The sequence below is a fragment of the Devosia aquimaris genome, assembly GCF_020169335.1.
In the GTDB taxonomy this organism is placed as follows: Bacteria; Pseudomonadota; Alphaproteobacteria; order Rhizobiales; family Devosiaceae; genus Devosia; species Devosia aquimaris.
The window spans coordinates 576,327-594,903 of record NZ_JAIEZN010000002.1; the positions used below are offsets into that span (position 1 = coordinate 576,327).

At 65.9% G+C, this 18,577-nt stretch carries 17 protein-coding genes; 8 read left to right on the forward strand and 9 right to left on the reverse strand.

Going from position 1 to position 18,577, the window contains the following annotated elements:
- Positions 1 to 6 precede the first annotated feature (6 nt).
- The gene (locus K1177_RS15700; protein ID WP_224704556.1) at positions 7 to 999 is read right to left on the reverse strand and encodes an aldo/keto reductase; all 993 of its coding nucleotides are present in this window, start codon (positions 997 to 999) and stop codon (positions 7 to 9) included.
- The gene (locus K1177_RS15705) at positions 996 to 1,862 is read right to left on the reverse strand and encodes an SDR family NAD(P)-dependent oxidoreductase (RefSeq protein WP_224704559.1); all 867 of its coding nucleotides are present in this window, start codon (positions 1,860 to 1,862) and stop codon (positions 996 to 998) included. Before K1177_RS15705 ends, K1177_RS15700 begins: the two co-directional genes overlap by 4 nt.
- A gap of 199 nt (positions 1,863 to 2,061) precedes the next feature.
- Between K1177_RS15705 and dnaN the strand changes: the two genes are divergently transcribed.
- From dnaN to K1177_RS15735, 6 genes are all read left to right on the forward strand, one after another.
- Positions 2,062 to 3,183 (forward strand): DNA polymerase III subunit beta, encoded by a 1,122-nt coding sequence (gene dnaN / locus K1177_RS15710; protein ID WP_224704561.1) that lies wholly within the window; start codon positions 2,062 to 2,064, stop codon positions 3,181 to 3,183.
- A gap of 153 nt (positions 3,184 to 3,336) precedes the next feature.
- Positions 3,337 to 4,449 carry a DNA replication/repair protein RecF gene (gene recF / locus K1177_RS15715; RefSeq protein WP_224704563.1) on the forward strand — a complete coding sequence of 371 codons (1,113 nt, stop codon included), beginning with the start codon at positions 3,337 to 3,339 and terminating at the stop codon, positions 4,447 to 4,449.
- Between the two features lie 124 nt (positions 4,450 to 4,573).
- Complete coding sequence (gene gyrB / locus K1177_RS15720; RefSeq protein ID WP_224704572.1) at positions 4,574 to 7,027, forward strand: DNA topoisomerase (ATP-hydrolyzing) subunit B; 2,454 nt, start codon at positions 4,574 to 4,576, stop codon at positions 7,025 to 7,027.
- Between the two features lie 19 nt (positions 7,028 to 7,046).
- Positions 7,047 to 7,880: a carbon-nitrogen hydrolase family protein gene (locus K1177_RS15725; RefSeq protein ID WP_224704574.1), complete on the forward strand. Its 834-nt coding sequence runs from the start codon at positions 7,047 to 7,049 to the stop codon at positions 7,878 to 7,880.
- 42 nt (positions 7,881 to 7,922) lie between these two features.
- Positions 7,923 to 8,627 (forward strand): phosphotransferase, encoded by a 705-nt coding sequence (locus tag K1177_RS15730; protein WP_224704576.1) that lies wholly within the window; start codon positions 7,923 to 7,925, stop codon positions 8,625 to 8,627.
- 130 nt (positions 8,628 to 8,757) lie between these two features.
- On the forward strand, positions 8,758 to 9,780 hold the full coding sequence (locus K1177_RS15735; RefSeq protein ID WP_224704578.1) for an LLM class flavin-dependent oxidoreductase: 1,023 nt from the start codon (positions 8,758 to 8,760) through the stop codon (positions 9,778 to 9,780).
- Here K1177_RS15735 and arsK read toward each other — a convergent pair.
- Genes arsK through K1177_RS15755 form a run of 4 tightly spaced genes read right to left on the reverse strand, consistent with a single transcriptional unit; the run spans position 9,731 to position 12,362 of the window.
- Entirely contained in the window at positions 9,731 to 10,972 is a 1,242-nt protein-coding gene (gene arsK / locus K1177_RS15740) for an arsenite efflux MFS transporter ArsK (protein ID WP_224704580.1), read from the reverse strand. The genes K1177_RS15735 and arsK overlap by 50 nt on opposite strands.
- 43 nt (positions 10,973 to 11,015) lie before the next feature.
- On the reverse strand, positions 11,016 to 11,318 hold the full coding sequence (locus K1177_RS15745; RefSeq protein ID WP_224704582.1) for an ArsR/SmtB family transcription factor: 303 nt from the start codon (positions 11,316 to 11,318) through the stop codon (positions 11,016 to 11,018).
- Positions 11,319 to 11,373: 55 nt separating this feature from the next.
- Positions 11,374 to 11,904: a hypothetical protein gene (locus tag K1177_RS15750; RefSeq protein ID WP_224704583.1), complete on the reverse strand. Its 531-nt coding sequence runs from the start codon at positions 11,902 to 11,904 to the stop codon at positions 11,374 to 11,376.
- A gap of 11 nt (positions 11,905 to 11,915) precedes the next feature.
- Complete coding sequence (locus K1177_RS15755; protein WP_224704584.1) at positions 11,916 to 12,362, reverse strand: Lrp/AsnC family transcriptional regulator; 447 nt, start codon at positions 12,360 to 12,362, stop codon at positions 11,916 to 11,918.
- A gap of 155 nt (positions 12,363 to 12,517) precedes the next feature.
- On the opposite strand from K1177_RS15755, the gene K1177_RS15760 reads away from it, so the two are divergent.
- Positions 12,518 to 13,771 carry a D-amino acid dehydrogenase gene (locus K1177_RS15760; RefSeq protein WP_224704585.1) on the forward strand — a complete coding sequence of 418 codons (1,254 nt, stop codon included), beginning with the start codon at positions 12,518 to 12,520 and terminating at the stop codon, positions 13,769 to 13,771.
- A gap of 233 nt (positions 13,772 to 14,004) precedes the next feature.
- Positions 14,005 to 16,593, forward strand: coding sequence for a transglycosylase domain-containing protein (locus K1177_RS15765; RefSeq protein ID WP_224704586.1), 2,589 nt, complete (start codon positions 14,005 to 14,007; stop codon positions 16,591 to 16,593).
- Positions 16,594 to 16,647: 54 nt separating this feature from the next.
- Here K1177_RS15765 and K1177_RS15770 read toward each other — a convergent pair whose 3' ends face one another.
- From K1177_RS15770 to K1177_RS15780, 3 genes are all read right to left on the reverse strand, one after another.
- Positions 16,648 to 17,328, reverse strand: coding sequence for a L,D-transpeptidase family protein (locus K1177_RS15770; protein ID WP_224704587.1), 681 nt, complete (start codon positions 17,326 to 17,328; stop codon positions 16,648 to 16,650).
- 67 nt (positions 17,329 to 17,395) lie between these two features.
- Complete coding sequence (locus K1177_RS15775) at positions 17,396 to 17,734, reverse strand: hypothetical protein (protein ID WP_224704589.1); 339 nt, start codon at positions 17,732 to 17,734, stop codon at positions 17,396 to 17,398.
- Positions 17,735 to 17,791: 57 nt separating this feature from the next.
- The gene (locus K1177_RS15780) at positions 17,792 to 18,529 is read right to left on the reverse strand and encodes a M48 family metallopeptidase (protein WP_224704591.1); all 738 of its coding nucleotides are present in this window, start codon (positions 18,527 to 18,529) and stop codon (positions 17,792 to 17,794) included.
- Between the last annotated feature and the right edge of the window lie 48 nt (positions 18,530 to 18,577).

Genomic DNA, 18,577 nt, shown 5'->3' on the forward strand with positions numbered 1-18,577 from the left:
GAGGACCTATTCGGCGGCGAGCAGGTCAGCGATTTCGGCCATGGTCTGGGCCCCCAACGGTCCCTTCTCCAGCGTGCCCATATTGTCGCGCACCTGTGCCACGCTGCGGAAGCCGGGCACGGGCAGGGCCCGGTCGGAACTGGCGAGGATCCAGGCCAGCGCGCCCTGCGCCAGCGTGCGCCCATCCGTCTGCAACAATTCCCGGATGGCCCCGAGGCGCTCCAGATACTCGGCACTGGGCTTGCCATCCCTAAAAAAGCGCAGCCAGGCAAAGTCCTGCGCGCGCACATCGTCGCGGCCCAGCGTGCTGTCGGGCGCATATTTGCCGGTCAGCAGGCCCATGGCCAGCGGCAGGCGGCTGATCGAGACCAGATTGCGCGCGCTGACGAAATCCATGAGCGCCCGTGCCGGGGTGAACACATTGTAGTCGTTCTCGATGGCCACGAAGTGCGGATAGTCCGCGCCGGCCCGCGCTTGCGGCATGAAGTCGGTGCTCCAGCCATAGGCGCCGATCCAGCCTTCGGCCACCAGGGTTTCGAGCGTATCGAACACTTGCGGCGCCAGGGCCGGGTCCATCTCGTTGAGATGCAGCAGAGCCAGGTCGATGCGGTCGCGTTTCAGTCGGCTGCGGCTGCCGCCGATGACGCTGCGGATGCCCTCGGGCGTCACATTCACATCGCCATTGCGGCGATTGGCATGGTCCACCTCAAAACCAAACTTGGTGACGATGACGGCGTCGGCGTGCCGGGCGATCTCTTCGCCGACCAGCACTTCGGAATGCCCCGCGCCATAGCCGGCTGCGGTGTCAAAGACACGTGCGCCCATCTCATAGCCGGCCTGCAGCGCCGCCCGCGACTGCGCATCGTCGGTGGCGCCATAGGAGGTGGAGGGCCCGTCGTTGAGCGTCGGCCCGCCGATGGCCCAGCAGCCCAGGCCAACGCGGGGCACGGTCTGGCCGGTCCACAGGGTCATTGTGCTCTTGGAGACTGCAGTATTCATCGGCTTGATCCTGTCTTGGGCATGGTGCTGTCGTCAGCCATGAAGGCGGCAAACGCGTCCTTGTAGTCACTGTGCCAGCGCGACAGCGCCGGGCGGTTCTCGATGATGTCGAGCGCATTCCACAGGATGCGCTTGTGATCGACGGCGTTGGGGGTCTCGTCGTCCGGGCAGAGGATGAAGAAGCGATTGTCCGCAATGGACTGCTCCATCAGGTCAATCACCTGTTCGGGCAGCCAGGCGCCGGGCCGGTGTTCGGCGTCGCCCGTTGTGGTCCAGCCCGGGATCAGCAGATGGGCTGTGATCGAGCAACCATCGCGCTCGCGCAGGTCACGCGCCAGGTTTTGTGTGTAGGCATTCACGGCCGCCTTGGAGGTATTATAGGCCGGATTGCCCGGGGGATTGGTCAGACCCTGCTTGGAGCCGGTATTGACGATGACCCCGGCCTTGCTGGACGCCAGCATGGCGGGCAGGAAGGCCTGGACGCCATTGACGGGGCCCAGCACATTGACCGCGAACAGGCGCTGCCAATTGTCATTGGGGTCCAGAATGCCGCCGGCGCCGCCCGAGACGAAGGCCGCGGCATTGTTCATCAGCAGCGTCACATTGCCCAGCCTGTGCTGCACTTCGTCAGCCAGCGACAACATGGCAGAGGGGTCGGCGACGTCGATATTGGCGGCCAGCACGCGATCGGCCCCCACCACGCCGCCCAGCTCTTCGGCGAGGCTCGCCAGCTTGACGTCGTTGACGTCCACCAGGGCCACGCCCATGCCCGCTGCAGCGGCGCGCCGGGCGGCCGCCCGGCCGATGCCGCTGGCGCCCCCGGTTATCACCGCAACGCCGTCTGCCTGGAAACACGCGCTCATGTTCACCTCCTCGATTTGACTGCTGCGGAGCCTAACCAGATTTGCCGCGTGATACAGCCCGTCAGGCCCAGCGCATTTGCCGGGGGCAAAATGCCGCCCGCACTTGCGTTTTGGTCACCAAATTGTAAATGTCCAACCCCGGCTTGCCGGGGGTTTTTGCTGCCCAGACGCAGCCGCGTAGTGCCAGGGATATTGCCGCATGAAAGTCACGCTCGAACGCAATCATCTGCTCAAGTCGCTGAGCCATGTGCACCGGGTCGTGGAGCGGCGGAACACATACCCCATTCTCGCCAACGTGCTGTTCAAGGCCGGCGATGACAAGGTGGAGCTGCGCGCCACCGACCTTGATATCGAAGTGACCGAATCGGTCCCCGCCATGGTCGCGACCCCGGGCACCACCACGGTGCCGGCCCATACGCTCTATGAAATCGTCCGCAAGCTGGCCGATGGCGCCGAAGTGCGCCTCGAAACCGATGGCGGCGAGAACATGGTGCTGACCTCGGGCCGCTCGCGCTTTAACCTGGCGTGCCTGTCGCCCGACAGCTTCCCCGATCTCAAGTCGGGCAGCTTCGGCCATGAGTTCACCATGCCGGCCGCCGCGCTGCGCGAGCTGATCGAGCGCACCCAGTTCGCCATCAGCAATGAAGAGACCCGCTACTACCTCAACGGCATCTATTTCCACACCATCGACGTCACGGGCCTCGGCACCGTGCTGCGCGCCGTGGCCACCGACGGCCACCGCATGGCGCGTGCCGAAATCGAGGCCCCCGATGGCGCCAAGGGCATGCCCGGCATCATCGTGCCGAAAAAGACCGTTGGTGAGGTCCAGAAGCTGCTCGACGGCGCCGATGGCGATGTGACGGTGGAAGTCAGCGACACCAAGATCCGCTTCACCGTCGGCTCGGTGGTGCTGCTCAGCAAGCTCATCGAAGGCACGTTCCCCGACTATGACCGGGTGACGCCCAAGAACAACGACAAGCAGATGAATGTCGACCGCGCGGCCTTTGCCACGGCCGTCGACCGCGTCTCGACCATTGCCTCCGATCGTGGCGGCAAGGCCGTCAAGCTCCAGGCCAAGGATGGCCTGCTCGAGCTCTCGGTGACCAATCCCGATCACGGCACGGCCAGCGAGGAGCTGGCGGTGGAGTTCGAGACCGACGGCTTCGAGATCGGCTTCAATGCCCGCTATCTGCTCGACATCATCGGCCAGATCCGCAGCGACAGCGCCGTGTTCATGTTCAACGACGCCGGCTCGCCGACCCTGGTCAAGGACGAGGGCGAAACCCGCGCGCTCTACGTGCTGATGCCGATGCGTGTTTGAGTGGGCGATATTGCTCGCGCCAACCTCGATCGTCACCCTCGGGCTTGACCCGAGGGCTCTTCAGTTGCAGATGCAATTTAAGTGCAACGCCCTCGGGTCAAGCCCGAGGGTGACGGGCGGTGGGTTGAATAACATGATGGCCGGCAGACACACATGATCCGCCACCTCTCCCGCCTGCGCCTCACCGCCTTTCGCAACTATGCAACGGCGGCGCTTGATCTCGATGGCCGCCATGTCGTGCTCACCGGGGCCAATGGCGCCGGCAAGACCAATCTGCTGGAGGCCATTTCGGTGCTCTCGCCCGGGCGTGGCCTGCGTGGCGCCAGTTTCGAGACCCTGCAGGCCCATGGCAGCGACATCGGCTGGGCCGTGGCGGCGACGGTCGAGACCGATGATGGGCCCGCCGACATCGGCACCGGCGCCGCGCCCGATGGCGGCCGCCGCGTGCGCATCAATGGCGCCAATGCCCGCTCCATCGAGGCCATGAGCGACTATCTGCGCGTGCTCTGGCTCACCCCGGCCATGGATGGCCTGTTCTCGGGCCCGGCTGGCGATCGCAGGCGGTTTCTCGATCGCCTGGTGACCACGCTCATCCCCAGCCACTCGGCTGCCGTCAGCGATTATGAAAAGGCCATGCGGCAGCGCAACCGCCTGCTCGAGGACAATGGTGATACCAGCTGGCTCGGCGCCATCGAGGCGCAATTGGCCGAACTGGGCGCCTCCATCCATTTGGCCCGCACCGATAGCCTGGGGCATCTGCAGGCGCTGATCGGCCAGAGCCTGGAGGATGCCAGCTTCCCCGCCGCCCATCTGGCGCTGACGCCGCTGTTCGAGGACACGTCCGAGCCCGCGGCATCGGCAGCACTTGAGGCGGCCCTGGCCGAGGGCTGGCGCCAGAGCCGTGGCCGCGACCGCGCCGCCGGCCGCACGCTGGTGGGCCCGCATCGCGTCGATCTCGAGGTCACCTACGCACAAAAGGGCATGCCGGCGGCCCTGGGCTCCACCGGCGAGCAGAAGGCGCTGCTGATCGGGCTGATCCTGGCCCATGCGCGCCTGGTGCGCCTGCGCACCGGGATCACGCCTTTTCTGCTGCTCGACGAGATCGCCGCCCACCTCGATCCGGACCGGCGCCGGGCCCTGTTTGCCGCCCTCGACGGGCTGGGCACGCAGTGCTTTTTGACCGGTACGGACCGCATGCTGTTCGAGGCGCTGGGGTCGCGGGCACAGGTGCTGACAGTGCGCGACGGGCGCCTCTCCGCCGACTGAGTCCTGCCCCGGCAAATTCGCGTGCCCAATCCCCCGCAAAAGCCCTCCAAAAGGCCATTTTGCTTGGGGATGCCACCCCGTTCCGCTAGAACAAATGCACTCTGAAACGACTGATTCGGACCCCATGACCGATAGCCAAAATCCCCTTCCCGAAGAATATGGCGCCGACAGCATCAAGGTGCTCAAAGGCCTCGATGCCGTGCGCAAGCGGCCCGGCATGTATATCGGGGATACGGATGACGGCTCGGGCCTGCACCACATGGTCTATGAGGTGGTCGACAATGCCATCGACGAGGCCCTGGCCGGTCACGCCGATCTGGTGACCGTGTCGCTCAATCCCGATGGCTCGGTGACCGTGATCGACAATGGTCGCGGCATTCCCACCGGGATCCACAAGGAAGAGGGCATTTCGGCAGCCGAGGTCATCATGACCCAGCTCCATGCCGGCGGCAAATTCGACCAGAACTCCTACAAGGTCTCCGGCGGCCTGCATGGCGTGGGCGTTTCGGTGGTCAATGCGCTCAGCCAGTGGCTCAAGCTCAAGATCCGCCGCGATGGCGGCATTCACGAGATGAGCTTCACCCATGGCGTGTCCGACGCGCCGCTGGTCCAGACCGGCACCTATGTCGAGGACAAGCAGCCGGGCACCTATGAAGGTCGCAGCGGTAGCGAGATCACCTTCTTCCCCTCGGCCGAAACTTTCACCATGGTGGAGTTCGACTTCAAGACCCTTGAGCATCGCCTGCGCGAGCTGGCCTTCCTCAATTCGGGCGTGCGCATCCTGCTCAACGATCTGCGCCACACTGATCCGGTCAATGTCGAGCTGTTCTATGAGGGAGGCCTTGAGGCCTTCGTGAACTATCTCGACAAGTCCAAGGTGGCGGCCATTGACCGGCCCATCACCATGACCGCGGAAAAAGACGGCATCACCGTGGAAGTGGCGCTGCAGTGGAACGACAGCTACCACGAGAACGTGCTGTGCTTCACCAACAACATCCCCCAGCGCGACGGCGGCACCCATCTGGCCGGCCTGCGCGGCGCGCTGACGCGCCAGGTCACCAGCTATGCCGAAACCTCGGGCATCGCCAAGCGTGAGAAGGTCTCGCTGACCGGCGATGACACCCGCGAAGGCCTGACCTGCGTGCTCTCGGTCAAGGTGCCTGATCCAAAATTCTCGTCGCAGACCAAGGACAAGCTGGTCTCCTCCGAAGTGCGCCCGGTCGTTGAAAACATCGTCAACGACAAGCTCGGCCAGTGGTTCGAAGAGCATCCCAACGAGGCCAAGATCATCGTCGGCAAGGTCGCCGAGGCTGCTGCTGCCCGCGAAGCCGCCCGCAAGGCGCGCGAGCTGACCCGCCGCAAGGGCGCGCTGGAAATCTCCTCGCTGCCCGGCAAGCTGGCCGATTGCCAGGAACGCGACCCCGCCAAGAGCGAAATCTTCATCGTGGAAGGTGACTCCGCCGGTGGCTCCGCCAAGCAGGGGCGTGACCGCTCCAACCAGGCCGTGCTGCCGCTGCGCGGCAAGATCCTCAATGTCGAGCGCGCCCGCTTTGACCGCATGATCTCGTCCGACCAGGTCGGCACGCTGATCACGGCGCTGGGCACGGGCATCGGCCGCGAGGAATTCAACGCCGACAAGCTGCGCTACCACAAGATCATCATCATGACCGACGCCGATGTGGACGGCGCGCACATTCGCACGCTGCTGTTGACGTTCTTCTATCGCCAGACGCCCGAGCTGATCGAGCGCGGCCACATCTACATCGCCCAGCCGCCGCTCTACAAAGCCATGCGCGGCAAGTCCGAGCAATATCTCAAGGACGAGCGGGCGCTGGAAGACTATCTGCTCGACTATGGCCTGGAAGACGCCGTGCTCAAGACCCAGCACGGTACCGAACATGCCGGCGCCGACCTGATGAGCATCCTGCAGCAGGCCCGCGACATCGTCAAAGCCATCGACAATCTCAACACCCGCTACAACCGGAGCCTGGTCGAACAGGCCGCCATCGTCGGCGGGCTGGACCCCGAAGGGCTGAGCGACCCCGAGCGGATCGGCAAGACCATGGAGCGCGTCGCCAACCGGCTCGATCGCATTTCCGATGAGCTTGAGCGCGGCTGGTCCGGCGCGATCACCGACGAAGAGGGCCTGGCCTTCTCGCGCACCGTGCGCGGCGTGACCGAGACCCACCAGCTCGACCGCGCCCTGCTGCAGAGCGCCGACGCCCGCAAGCTGCGCCAACTGGCCGACCGGCTCGACGAGATCTATGGCGGCGTGCCCACCCTCACCCGCAAGGGCGAGGTGACCCCGATCTATGGTCCGGCAAGCCTGTTCAAGACCGTGACCGATGCCGGCCGCAAAGGCGTCACCATGCAGCGCTACAAGGGCCTGGGCGAAATGAATGCCTCCCAGCTCTGGGAAACCACGCTCGATCCCAATGCGCGCACCCTGCTCAAGGTCGAGATCAACCAGACCGACGAAGCCGACCAGATCTTTACCGCCCTGATGGGCGATCTCGTCGAGCCCCGCCGCGACTTCATCCAGGACAACGCGCTGAGCGTTTCCAACCTCGACGTCTAGGGATCAGCGGGCAGTGGCAATGCCTCTGCGTATTGCCACGGCACAGAGTCTGATCACGGCCGATGTGGCCGCGAACGGGCAGCATATTCGCGCCTTGATCACCGAGGCCAGGGCGGCTGGGGCGAGGCTCGTTCATTTCCCTGAAGGCGCGCTGTCGGGCTATGTCAAAGCCCAGGTTACCGATTGGGCAAAGGTCGATTGGCCTGCCATTACCGATGAACTGGCCAAGACCCAGGCGATGGCGCGCGACCTGGACATCTGGGTGGTCCTCGGCTGCAACCACCAGCTGACCCCGCCCAATCGGCCGCACAACAGCCTCTATGTGATCTCGCCAGCAGGCGAGATCCTCACCCGCTACGACAAGCGCTTCTGCTCGCATACCGAGATCACCGACTGGTATAGCCCCGGCGCCGAAGCGGTGGTTCTTGATATCGATGGCGTCCGCTTCGGCTTTGCGCTGTGCATCGAGGTGCAGTTTCCCGAACTCTTTGCCGAGAACGCCCGGCTGGGAGTCGAGTGCATGCTGTTCTCGGCCTATGCCGCGGACCCGATGTTTGCCGTGTTGGCCCAGGCGCACGCCGCGACCAACAATGTCTGGCTGTCGCTCTCCACGCCGGCACAATGCGGCGCGGCCCTGCCCAGCCGCTTCATCGGGCCGAACGGGTACGTCGCAGCAAGCGCGCCCGAGCATGCGGAGGCCACCGTTGTTATGGGCACCATTGACCGCGACGACCCCCGCTACGACATCGCCTTGAACAAGGCCCGCCCCTGGCGCAAATTGGCGCGAGATGGCGAGATCTATCGCAGCCGTGCCGTCGAGGACACGCGCAGCACCAGTCGCGACGTCCTTTAGGGTCTGTCCGACGCAAGCGCACCGGACCGGAGGAGGGCAGGCATGGAAAGCACCGAGACAGTCCTGCCCGGCGGCCAGATCAATCAGGTCGTGCGCATTGGCGATACGGTGCGGCGCAGTGTGACGGGGGATCGCAGCCAGCAGCATGCGCTGCTGCGCCATCTCGAGGCCATTGGCTTTGATGGCGCCCCGCGGCTGCTGGGCCTTGATGAGCAGGGGCGGGAAATCCTGACCTTCCTGCCCAGCGACCTGGCTGCCGAAGCCAGCGGCTTTTCCGATGCGCAACTGAACGCCGCGGCCTGCCTGTTGCGCCGCTATCATGATGCCACAACGACATTTGTTGCGGTTGTGGCCAGCGGTGCCGAGGTCATGTGCCACAATGACTGGACGCCGGCCAACACACTGTTCCGCGCGGGCATGCCCTATGCCCTGATCGACTTCGATACCGCCCGGCCCGGCACAAGGCTCTGGGATCTGACCTATAGTGTCTGGACCTGGCTCGATCTCAGCGACCCCGCCTATTCGGGCCCTGAACAGCTGCGCCGTATTGCTCTGTTCTGCGAGGCCTATGAGCACCCCAGTTGCACCCTGGCCCATGTCGCGGGCTATCTGCCGACCCGCCAGGCGGGTGTTGCCCAATGGGCCCGGGCCAATGATCGCGCTGCGGGCGCGGAGTGGGCGCTCAACTGCCTGGATTGGACGCTGGCCCATATCACCGACGCGATCCATCCCAACGGGCGCCCGTGACACTGCGCCGTTCACTCCGGTGAACAATCCGTTCCGCCCAGGGCCCTTGGCGGTTGCGCCCCAAGGGCTTAGCTAGGTTGCAGTTTCGCCATTGATGCGGCCATTGCCGCGACACCCAGGGTCATGTCCCATGAAAAAGATCGGTTTCCTCTCCTTCGGCCATTGGTCGCCCTCGCCCCAGTCGGGCACGCGTTCGGCCGGCGATGCGCTGCTGCAGTCCATTGACCTGGCCGTGGCGGCCGAGGAACTGGGCGCCGACGGCGCCTATTTCCGCGTGCATCACTTTGCCCGTCAGCTGGCCTCGCCCTTTCCGCTGCTGGCTGCCGTTGGCGCCCGCACCAAGAAGATCGAGATCGGCACGGCCGTGATCGACATGCGCTACGAAAACCCGCTCTATATGGCCGAGGATGCCGGCGCAGCCGATCTGATCTCGGGCGGCCGCCTGCAGCTGGGCATCAGCCGCGGCTCGCCCGAACAGGTCATCGAGGGCTATCGCTATTTTGGCTACCAGCCTGCCGAGGGCCAGACCGATGCCGACATGGCGCGTGGCCAGACCGAAGTGTTCCTCGAGGTGCTCAAGGGCAATGGCTTTGCCGAGCCCAACCCCAGCCCCATGTTCCCCAATCCGCCCGGCAAGCTGCGGCTCGAGCCGCATTCACCCGGCCTGCGGGAGCGCATCTGGTGGGGCAGCGCCACCAATGACACCGCCATCTGGGCGGCCAAGCTGGGCATGAATTTGCAGAGCTCGACGCTCAAGTTCGACGAGAACGGCAAGCCCTTCCACATCCAGCAGGCCGAGCAGATCCGCGCCTATCGCGCCGCCTGGAAAGAGGCTGGCCATGCGCACGAGCCGCGCGTTTCGGTCAGCCGCTCGATCTTTGCCCTGGTCAACGACATGGACCGCGCCTACTTCGGCCGCGGTCGCCCCGAGCAGGACCAGTTCGGCTATATCGAACCGGAAAAGCGCGCCGTCTTTGGCCGTGGCTATACCGCCGAGCCCGATGCGCTGATCAAGCTATTGGCCGAGGACGAGGCGATTGCCGAGGCCGATACGCTGCTGCTCACCGTGCCCAATCAGCTGGGCGTCGACTACAATGCCCATGTCATTGAATCGATCCTGACGCATGTGGCGCCGGGCCTGGGCTGGCGCTAAGCGCACGAGATCTGGTCTGCCAGCCGATGCTGGCAAAGGCGCCGACGGCGAGCACGCCGGCGCCGGCCGCCAGCAGCAGGGCGGGCGCGGTGCCCAAGAGGCTCGCCAGGAGCGAGAACAGAAACGGCGCCAGTGCCGAGGCCAGTTGCCGGCCGGCATTGACCATGCCCAGCCGCTGCCCATACCCTTCGGTGCCAAACAGTGTCAGCGGCAGCGTGCCGCCGACAATGCTGAACAGGCCTGAGCCGAGCCCGAACAGCACGGCAAACACCATGGCCCCGACGGGCGAGGGCGCGGTGAGCACCAGCACCAGGGCGCCCAGCGGCATCAGGCTCGCCGCGATCACCGCCAGCCAGGGCTGCGGCAGCCGGCTGCCCCAGCCCATGTTGATCAGACGGCTGGCCACCTGAGCCGGCCCGAACAGGGTCGCCACCGCAACGCCGGTGGAACCCACGCCCAGACCAGCCAGCAGCCCCACCATGTGGATGGTCACCGACGAGGCCAACACCCCTGTCAACGCAAACCCGGCCAGCATGAGCCAAACCAGCAGCCGGACCTGCCCGGGCCGGGCGATCCCCAAGGCGATCGCCGGTACGCGGCCGGTCGCCCGGCTCTGGCGCACATGGCGCGCCAGGGCCAGATGCAGCGGCATGCAGACGGCCAGGTTCAACCCGGCAAAGACCAGATAGGTGCCGCGCCAGCCCAGCTGCGCGATGAGAAATGTGGTCAGCGGCCAGAACAGGGTGGAGGCAAAGCCGGCAATCAGCGTCAGATGCACGATCTGGCGTTGCGCGCCGGCGCCGGCAATTTGCGCCAGGGCGGCAAAGGCCAGCGGATAGAGCACGAAGGCGGAGGCAAGCTCGATAGCCAGCAGGGCCGCGGCAAAGGCAGGGCCATTGGGGGCAAGGGCGCAGCCCACCAGGGCCAGCGCTGCCGCCAGCGAACCCAGGCCCATCATCGGCCCGGCGCCATGGCGGTCGGCCAGCCGGCCGGCCCAAGGAGCCAGGGCCCCGCTGACGAGCAAAGACACCGCCAGCGCGCCATAAAGTGCCGTCTCGGGCCAGCCGAAGCTGGCCGCCAGATGCGGCGCCAACGGGCCGAAGCTGTAGTAGAGCGTGCCGTAGCCGATCACCTGGGTCAGGCCCAGGCTCCAGATCAGCCAGGCCGGTGCCCGGGGCGGAATGGACGTCATTTCGGTTGTGCCGGAAAAATGGAAATAAGGGTCAAAAGAAAATTCAGGCGGCCGCCTCAGCCCGGGCATCGGCGCAGCAATGGCTGGAGAGAAAATCCACCAGGCCATCCATCGCCGCAAAATTGGCGCGACAGAGCAGCTGCGTCCCCTGCCGCTCCCGGATCACCAGATCCACGCCCACCAGGCGGCGCAGGTGATGTGACAGGGTGGAGGCCGGAATGCACAGAGCCGCCTGCAACCCGCCCACCGGCAGCCCTTTTGGCCCGGCCCGCACCAGCAGGCGATAGGCCGCCAGCCGGGTCGGATTGCCCAGCGCCTCGAGTTGACTGGCAATAGTTTCAAGCATGGCAACCTCACCTGCTATTTCGAGAACTATCGAACAAGCAGATGACAGGCCCGTGTCAGGGCAGGCTGAAGGGCGATTGCTGGCACCGGCTGGCCGCCCAATAGGCATCGACCGGGGTAAAGCGCCCCGACGCCAGCACCTCGACATGGGCAGCAAAGGCCATGGCCTGACATTCGTCACGCCCGGCCACGACATGCACCATCTCATGCAGGATGGTCAGGGCGCGCAGCGCGTCGGCACCCGGTGCGAAGAATTGCGGGCAAAGCACCAGCGGCACCACGCCATCCTCGGGCGGCATGCGGACGAAGGCGGCGAACTTCGCGCACGAGCCGGTCGCTTCCGTGCGGATGGTCAGCGAGGGCGTGACCGGACCGTCCCAGGCGCCGCCCGTAAATGTCTGCAGCAGAAGGGCCTTGCGATAGGCGGCAACGTCAACGCCATGGGCCGTGGCACCCAGTTGCGGCAGCGCTCGGGCGAATTGTGCCCGCGCGCTGTCCAGAGCCCGATCGAGCAAAGCCTGGTCACTGGCCTGGGCAGGCGCGACCAGACAGGCCAGCGCCAGTGTCACGACAAATCGGCGCAGCATGGTCAGCACTCTCAACCCCGGGCGGGCCGCAACACATTGCGGATGGCAAAACTGGACTGGATGCGTGTGACGCTGGGCAGGCGCGACAGCACCTCGGTGTGCAGCCGCTCGTAGTCAGCGACACTGGCGGCTTCCACCCGCACCAGATAGTCGGTGAGCCCGGCCATCAGATAGCATTCGCGCACCTCGGCGCAGCCGCGCAGGGCCTGCTCGAACCGGCGCAGCACATCGTCGGTTTGCCGTTCCAGCGTGATCTGCACGATGGCGATAATGGCCGCTTCCGGCGTTGGGCTATCGACGATGGCGGTATAGCCGCGAATGACGCCGGTCTCCTCCAGCGTGCGCAGGCGACGCAGGCAGGCCGAGGGCGACAGGCCCACGGCGGTGGCCAGTTGCGCATTGCTGATGCGTCCGTCGCGTCGCAGCTGCGCCACGATCGCGCTGTCGATCCGGTCCATTGCACGCACACTCCTGCGGTTGCGCAGCATAAGATTGCGCAACTCAGCTATGCTTGCAACTTAACTGCGTCGAAAAGAAGGACATTTCCTGTCCCTTGCGCCACACTAAGGTGGTGCGGGCATGTCAGGCCCGTCCAAACCATGCGGGGGCGGTCATGCGGGTTATCGTTCTGGGCGGCGGCGTCATCGGCACGACGACAGCCTATTATCTGGCCAAGGCCGGTCACCAGGTCACCGTGCTCGAACGCCAGCCCGGCGTCGCGCTGGAGACCAGTTTCGCCAATGCCGGGGAAATCTCGCCGGGCTATTCCTCTCCCTGGGCCGGCCCGGGCATTCCGCGCAAGGCGCTCAAATGGCTGTTCATGGAACATGCCCCGCTGATCATCCAGCCGCTGCTCGACCCGGCCACCATTCGCTGGTGCCTCGCCATCCTGCGCAATTGCACACTCGCTCGCTACAAGATCAACAAGTCGCGCATGGTGCGCCTGGCTGAATACAGCCGCGACCAGCTTATGGCCCTGCGCGAAGATACCGGCATCAGCTATGACCACCGCACCCAGGGCACGCTGCAGCTGTTCCGCACCGAAAAGCAGGTGCATGACGCGCACAAGGACACCGAAGTGCTGCGCGCCGACGGCGTGGAGTTCGAAGTGCTTGATCGGGCCGGCTGCATCGCCGCAGAGCCCGGTCTCGCCAATGCCCGCGACCGCATCGCCGGCGGGCTGCGCCTGCCGCATGACGAGACCGGGGATTGCTTCATGTTCACCACGCGCCTGGCGGAAATGGCCCACGCGCTGGGTGTCGATTTCCGCTTCGGTGTCGACATCAGGCGCTTGGTGACCGAAGGCAGCCGCGTGTGCGCCGTCGAGACCAGCCAGGGCACGCTGGAGGCCGATGTGTTCATCGGCGCATTGGGCAGCTATACGCCCGCGCTGGTGCGCCCCCTCGGCCTCGACCTGCCGGTCTATCCGGTCAAGGGCTACTCCATCACCGTCCCGATCGTCAACGAAGCCAGCGCGCCGGTCTCCACCGTACTCGATGAAAGCTACAAGGTTGCCGTGACCCGGCTGGGTGACCGCATCCGCGTCGGCGGCATGGCCGAGATCGCCGGCTTTGACACCACATTGCATGATCGCCGCCGGCGCACGCTCGAGCATGTGGTGACCGATCTCTATGGCGATGCCGGAGATGTGAGCCGCGCCAGCTTCTGGACCGGGCTGCGGCCGATGACCCCCGACGGCACCCCCGTGGTGGGCGCCACGCGCTACCCCAATTTCTATCTCAACACCGGCCACGGCACGCTCGGATGGACCATGGCCTGCGGCTCCGCGCGGGTTATTGCCGACTTGGTGGGCGGCAACCGGCCCGAGATCGCCACCGATGATCTGGGCCTGGCGCGCTACGCCTGAACCAGCACCGGCGCTGTCATCGCGCGGCCACACCGGCGGCGCAACTGTGCGCAGCCCCATAAACCAGCCACATTTGCCCCGGACAAGCGGCTGAATGACCGCGCCAAAAGCGCCCGCCGCTTGGTGGCGCCCGGCGAGTCGGTCAGTATTGGCGTTAATCAACTGCTAACCTCCGGTTTCCCATTGCTGCGGAACGGAGTAGAAGCGGCCAAGACAGTTTCGTGGGTTCGCTGATGGATTTTCGCATTTCCGCCGATGATCGTGTGGGCGCCGGCCCGGACAAGGCCGGCAAGGGGCGCAAGGCGCCTGCCACCAAAGGCCAGCGTGTTGAGCCCTCCATGGGTGGTTCGCTGGGCAGTCTGGGCGGTGCGGATCGCAGCGGCGGCGGTGGCGGCAAGCCCCCCAAGCCGCCGCGCCGCGGCAAGGCACAAACCGCCAAGGCCAAAAAGCCGCGCCGCTCGCGCAGCGGCGGCTTCCTCATGGGCCTGCTCTGGTGGGGCTTTGTCGCCTGCCTGTGGGGCGGCATCGCCGTCATCGGCATCATCGTCTATTACGGCGCGCAGCTGCCGGCCTCCAACACCTGGGCCATTCCCGAGCGTCCGCCCAATATCCGCATCCTGGCCGCCGATGGCACGCTGATCTCCAATCGCGGCCAGACCGGCGGCGAAGCCGTGACCTATCGCGAGCTGCCCTATTATGTGCCGGCGGCCTTCATCGCCAGCGAAGACCGCCGCTTCTTGAGCCACTTCGGCGTGGACCCCATTGGCCTGTTGTCGGTGGCCATCGAGTCCGTGCAGGCGCGCGGCGTCACCCGTGGCGCCTCCACCATCACCCAGCAGGTGGCCAAGAACCTGTTCCTCACGCCCGACCAGACCCTGGGCCGCAAGGTGCAGGAAGCCATTCTGGCGGTCTGGCTGGAGCAGAACTACACCAAGGAAGAAATCCTCGAGCTCTACATGAACCGCGTCTACTTCGGCGCGGGCGCCACCGGCATCGAGGCCGCGGCGCAGACTTATTTCGGCGTCTCGGCGCGCAATCTCTCGCTCGGCCAGGCGGCCATGCTGGTGGGCCTGCTGCCGGCACCATCGGCCTATAATCCCAAGACCAATCCGGAAAAGGCCATCGAGCGCCAGCGCATCGTGCTCAACCTGATGGCGCAGGAAGGCTATATCACCAAGGAAGAGGCCTCCGCCGCCCAGATCGACCCCAACCAGAGCGTGCGCACGCGCATCGCCGGCTCGGAATCCTATGTCGCCGACTGGGTCGAAAGCCTGATGACCGCCTATATCGGCGAGATCGACAGTGACGTGGTGGTGCAGACCACCATCGACTACAAGATGCAGAAGGACGCCGAGTTCATCGTCAAGGAACAGGTGGCCACCGAGGGTCCCAAGCGCGGCTTCACCCAGGGTGCCCTGGTGGCCATGGATGTGGACGGCAAGGTCCGCGCCATGGTGGGCGGCGTTGACTACCAGGCCAGCCAGTATAACCGCGCCGTAACGGCCAAACGCCAGCCGGGTTCGACCTTCAAGCCCTTCGTCTACCTGGCGGCCATGGAAAAGGGCTATACGCCCGATACCCTGGCTGAAGATGCCAAGTTTGACTACAACGGCTGGAGCCCGCGCAATGCCTCGGGCAAATATGCCGGCACCGTGACGCTGCGTCAGGGCCTGGCCTATTCGCTCAACACCATCGCGGCGCGCCTGGCCATCGACGTCACGCCCGAAGCGGTGGTCGATGTGGCCACCCGCATGGGCATTTCCAGCCCGCTCACCCCCGTGCCCTCGATCGCCTTGGGCACGCAGGAAGTGAACCTGCTCGAGCTGACCAGCGCCTATGCGCCCTTCGCCAATGGCGGCTTCGGCGTCATCCCCAATGTCATCACGCGCATTGAATCCAAGGATGGCAAGCTGCTCTACGAGGCGTCCGATGCCGGCCCCGGCCGCGTGATCGCGCCCAATGTTCTGGCCGAAATGGACGACATGCTCGAGACCGCCGTCGAGGTGGGTACCGGCAAGCGCGCCAGCGTCAATGGCTGGGAATTCGGTGGCAAGACCGGCACCAGCCAGGAGGCCAAGGATGCGCTGTTTGTCGGCTTTACCTCGGCCATGGTCGCCGGCGTCTGGCTGGGCAATGACGACAGCACCAAGACCACGCTGTCGGGCGGCAATGTGCCCACCATCATCTGGTCCGAATTCATGACCAAGGCGCATCAGGGCAAGCAGATCGCCCCCATTCCGGGCGGCAGCTATGAGGGCGAGCTGGTGGCCCAGCAGCTCATCGACCCCAACACCGGCCAGCCGGTCATCGATCCGGCGACCGGCCAGCCGCAGGTGCAATATGTCGATGCCGGCACCGGCCAGCCCGTGCCGACCGCGATCGACCCCACCACCGGACAGGTGGTGCGCATTGATCCGGCGACGGGCCAGCCCATCGCCGGGGCGACTGCCGTGCAGCAGGCGCCCGTGACCACCACGGACAATGGCCTCAACACCGGTGGACTGATCATCGATGCCAATGGGCAGCAGATTGACCCGACCACCGGACTGCCTGTGGGCCAGATCGTGCAGGACCAGGCGATTGATCCGGTGACCGGCCAGCCGCTGCAGCCGCAGTCCAATGGCGTCGGGCAGGCGCCCATTGACGCCGACACGGGCCTGCCCATGGTCTTGGTCACCGATCCGGCGACCGGCCAGCAGGTCTGGGTGCCCAGCGCCCCGGCTCAACAGCAGCCGCAGCAGATCCAGCCGCCGGCCAATGTCGAGCAGCCTGTGCAGCAGGAGCGGCCGCGCACGCTGATGGACATGCTGTTCGGCGGCTAGGCCAGGCGCATAGCGACAAGAAAAAAGGGCCGCCCGGTGGGGCGGCCCTTGCCTTTACTGGATCACCACGATGGGGCTGCCCGAGGGCACCCGCTCATAGAGATCGATCACGTCCTGGAACAACAGCCGCACGCAGCCGCTGGAAACAGCCCTGCCGATGGAGTGGATGTCCATATTGCCATGCAGGCGATAGAGCGTGTCGCGATTGCCCTGATGGATGTAGAGCGCCCGCGCGCCAAGGGCATTGTCCAGCCCCGGCGGCTGCCCGTTGCGATAGATCTCAAGCTCGGGCTGGCGGTCAACCATCTCGCTGGGCGGGGTCCACACCGGCCACTTGCGCTTGTAGGCGATGTGCGCGCGGCCACTCCAGGCAAAGCCGTCCCGACCGATGCCCACGCCATAGCGCATGGCCCGACCGCCGGGCATGGTCCAGTAGAGGAAGCGGTTGGGCGTATCGACCACCACCGTGCCCTCGGGCTCGCCGGTGATGTTGTCGACCTCCTGGCGCCAATATCTGGGGTCCAGCTCCCAGATGGGCGCGGCGGGCACGGGAAATTCCTCATTGGGCAGCGGACCATACATGGCCAGCACCTCGGGCGGCACCGGCGGCGGCGTGGTGACGACCGGACGGGGGGTGGAGGTGGCGCAGCCCGCGAGGGCCAGGGCGGAGACGCTCGCCGTACCGGCGAGAAAATGGCGCCGCGTCAGCGACGGCAGCGCGATGGAACGATACATGGACAAAACCTTCTGGCGGCCGAGCGGCCGCAATGGTGGGAAACATCAAGGGATGGGAAGGACGGCCTCAGGCCGCTATCGGCGGGCGCAGGGACACCGGCTGCACCCATGGCCCCTCGATCGGGGCGACAATCCCAGTGTGCGATGCGCGCGGCAGCATGGGCAGACGCAGGCTCGTCTCGGACAGCACGCCAACCTGCGGCGGGCAGGGCATCACCAGACCGGAGCTTTTATGGCCGCAGGACTTGAAGAGGACGGCACTGGGTACAGTGCTCGCCTCGGCGCAGCTGTCCGTGGACCGCTGCACCACCGGCACGCTGGAAAAGGCCATGGCATTGGTCGTGGCCACGCCACCAACGGCGGCGAAGGCAAAAAGGGCAGCGATCAGGCACATGAGGCGGCGCATGCCGGCAAACTAGGAGAGTTCGTGCGTCCAGCACAGGTCCTCACGCAGCCGTGTCCGTCAGCCGCCGTGCGCCATCAGCTCCCGTCCATGTGCCTTGAGCCAGGCGCGGCCGCGCTCCATGTCGGGCAAGGTGCGTTTCACCGCCGCCCAGAAGGCCGGCGAGTGGTTCATCTCCACCAGATGGGCCACTTCATGGGCGGCCACATAGTCGAGCACATGCGGTGGCGCCATGACGAGGCGCCAGTTGTAGTTAATGGTGCTGGTCGATGAGCACGAGCCCCAGCGGCTGGCCTGGCTGCGCATCTTGATGGCCTTGACGCTCACGCCCAGCCGCTCGGCATGGATGGCGCTGCGGATCACCAGGTCCGCATGGGCTTCCGCCTTGAGCCAGTCGGTCAGCCGCCGCGCCTGATGGGCGTCGTCGCCCGGCACGAACAGGGCCGCATGGCCGTCCTCGTCGGTGCCGACCTCGACCCGCCCGCGCAGCCGGCCGGTGCCGATGATCCGGTGGTCGACCCCGCGCAGGGGCACCAGGCTTCCATGGCTGAAGCTGGCGCCGGTGGGCTGGCGGGTGATGCGCGCGGCCAGCCAGGCGCGCTGGCGCAGCAGAAAGGCCTCGGCCTCGCTCCATTTGCCGCCCGGCGGCAACGTCAGCACCGGCCCGGTCGCCGGCAAGGACAGCCGATAGCTGCGCGAGCGCGCATTGACCCGCACGCTCACCACCACCGGCGCGCCATCAATGGTGATGGTCGTGCTGGCCGGGATCTTGGGCTTGGAGCGGAAGAACAGGTTCATGGGCATCTGGGAGGGGAATCGCCAGGACAGTCTAGCCCGATTTGTCGC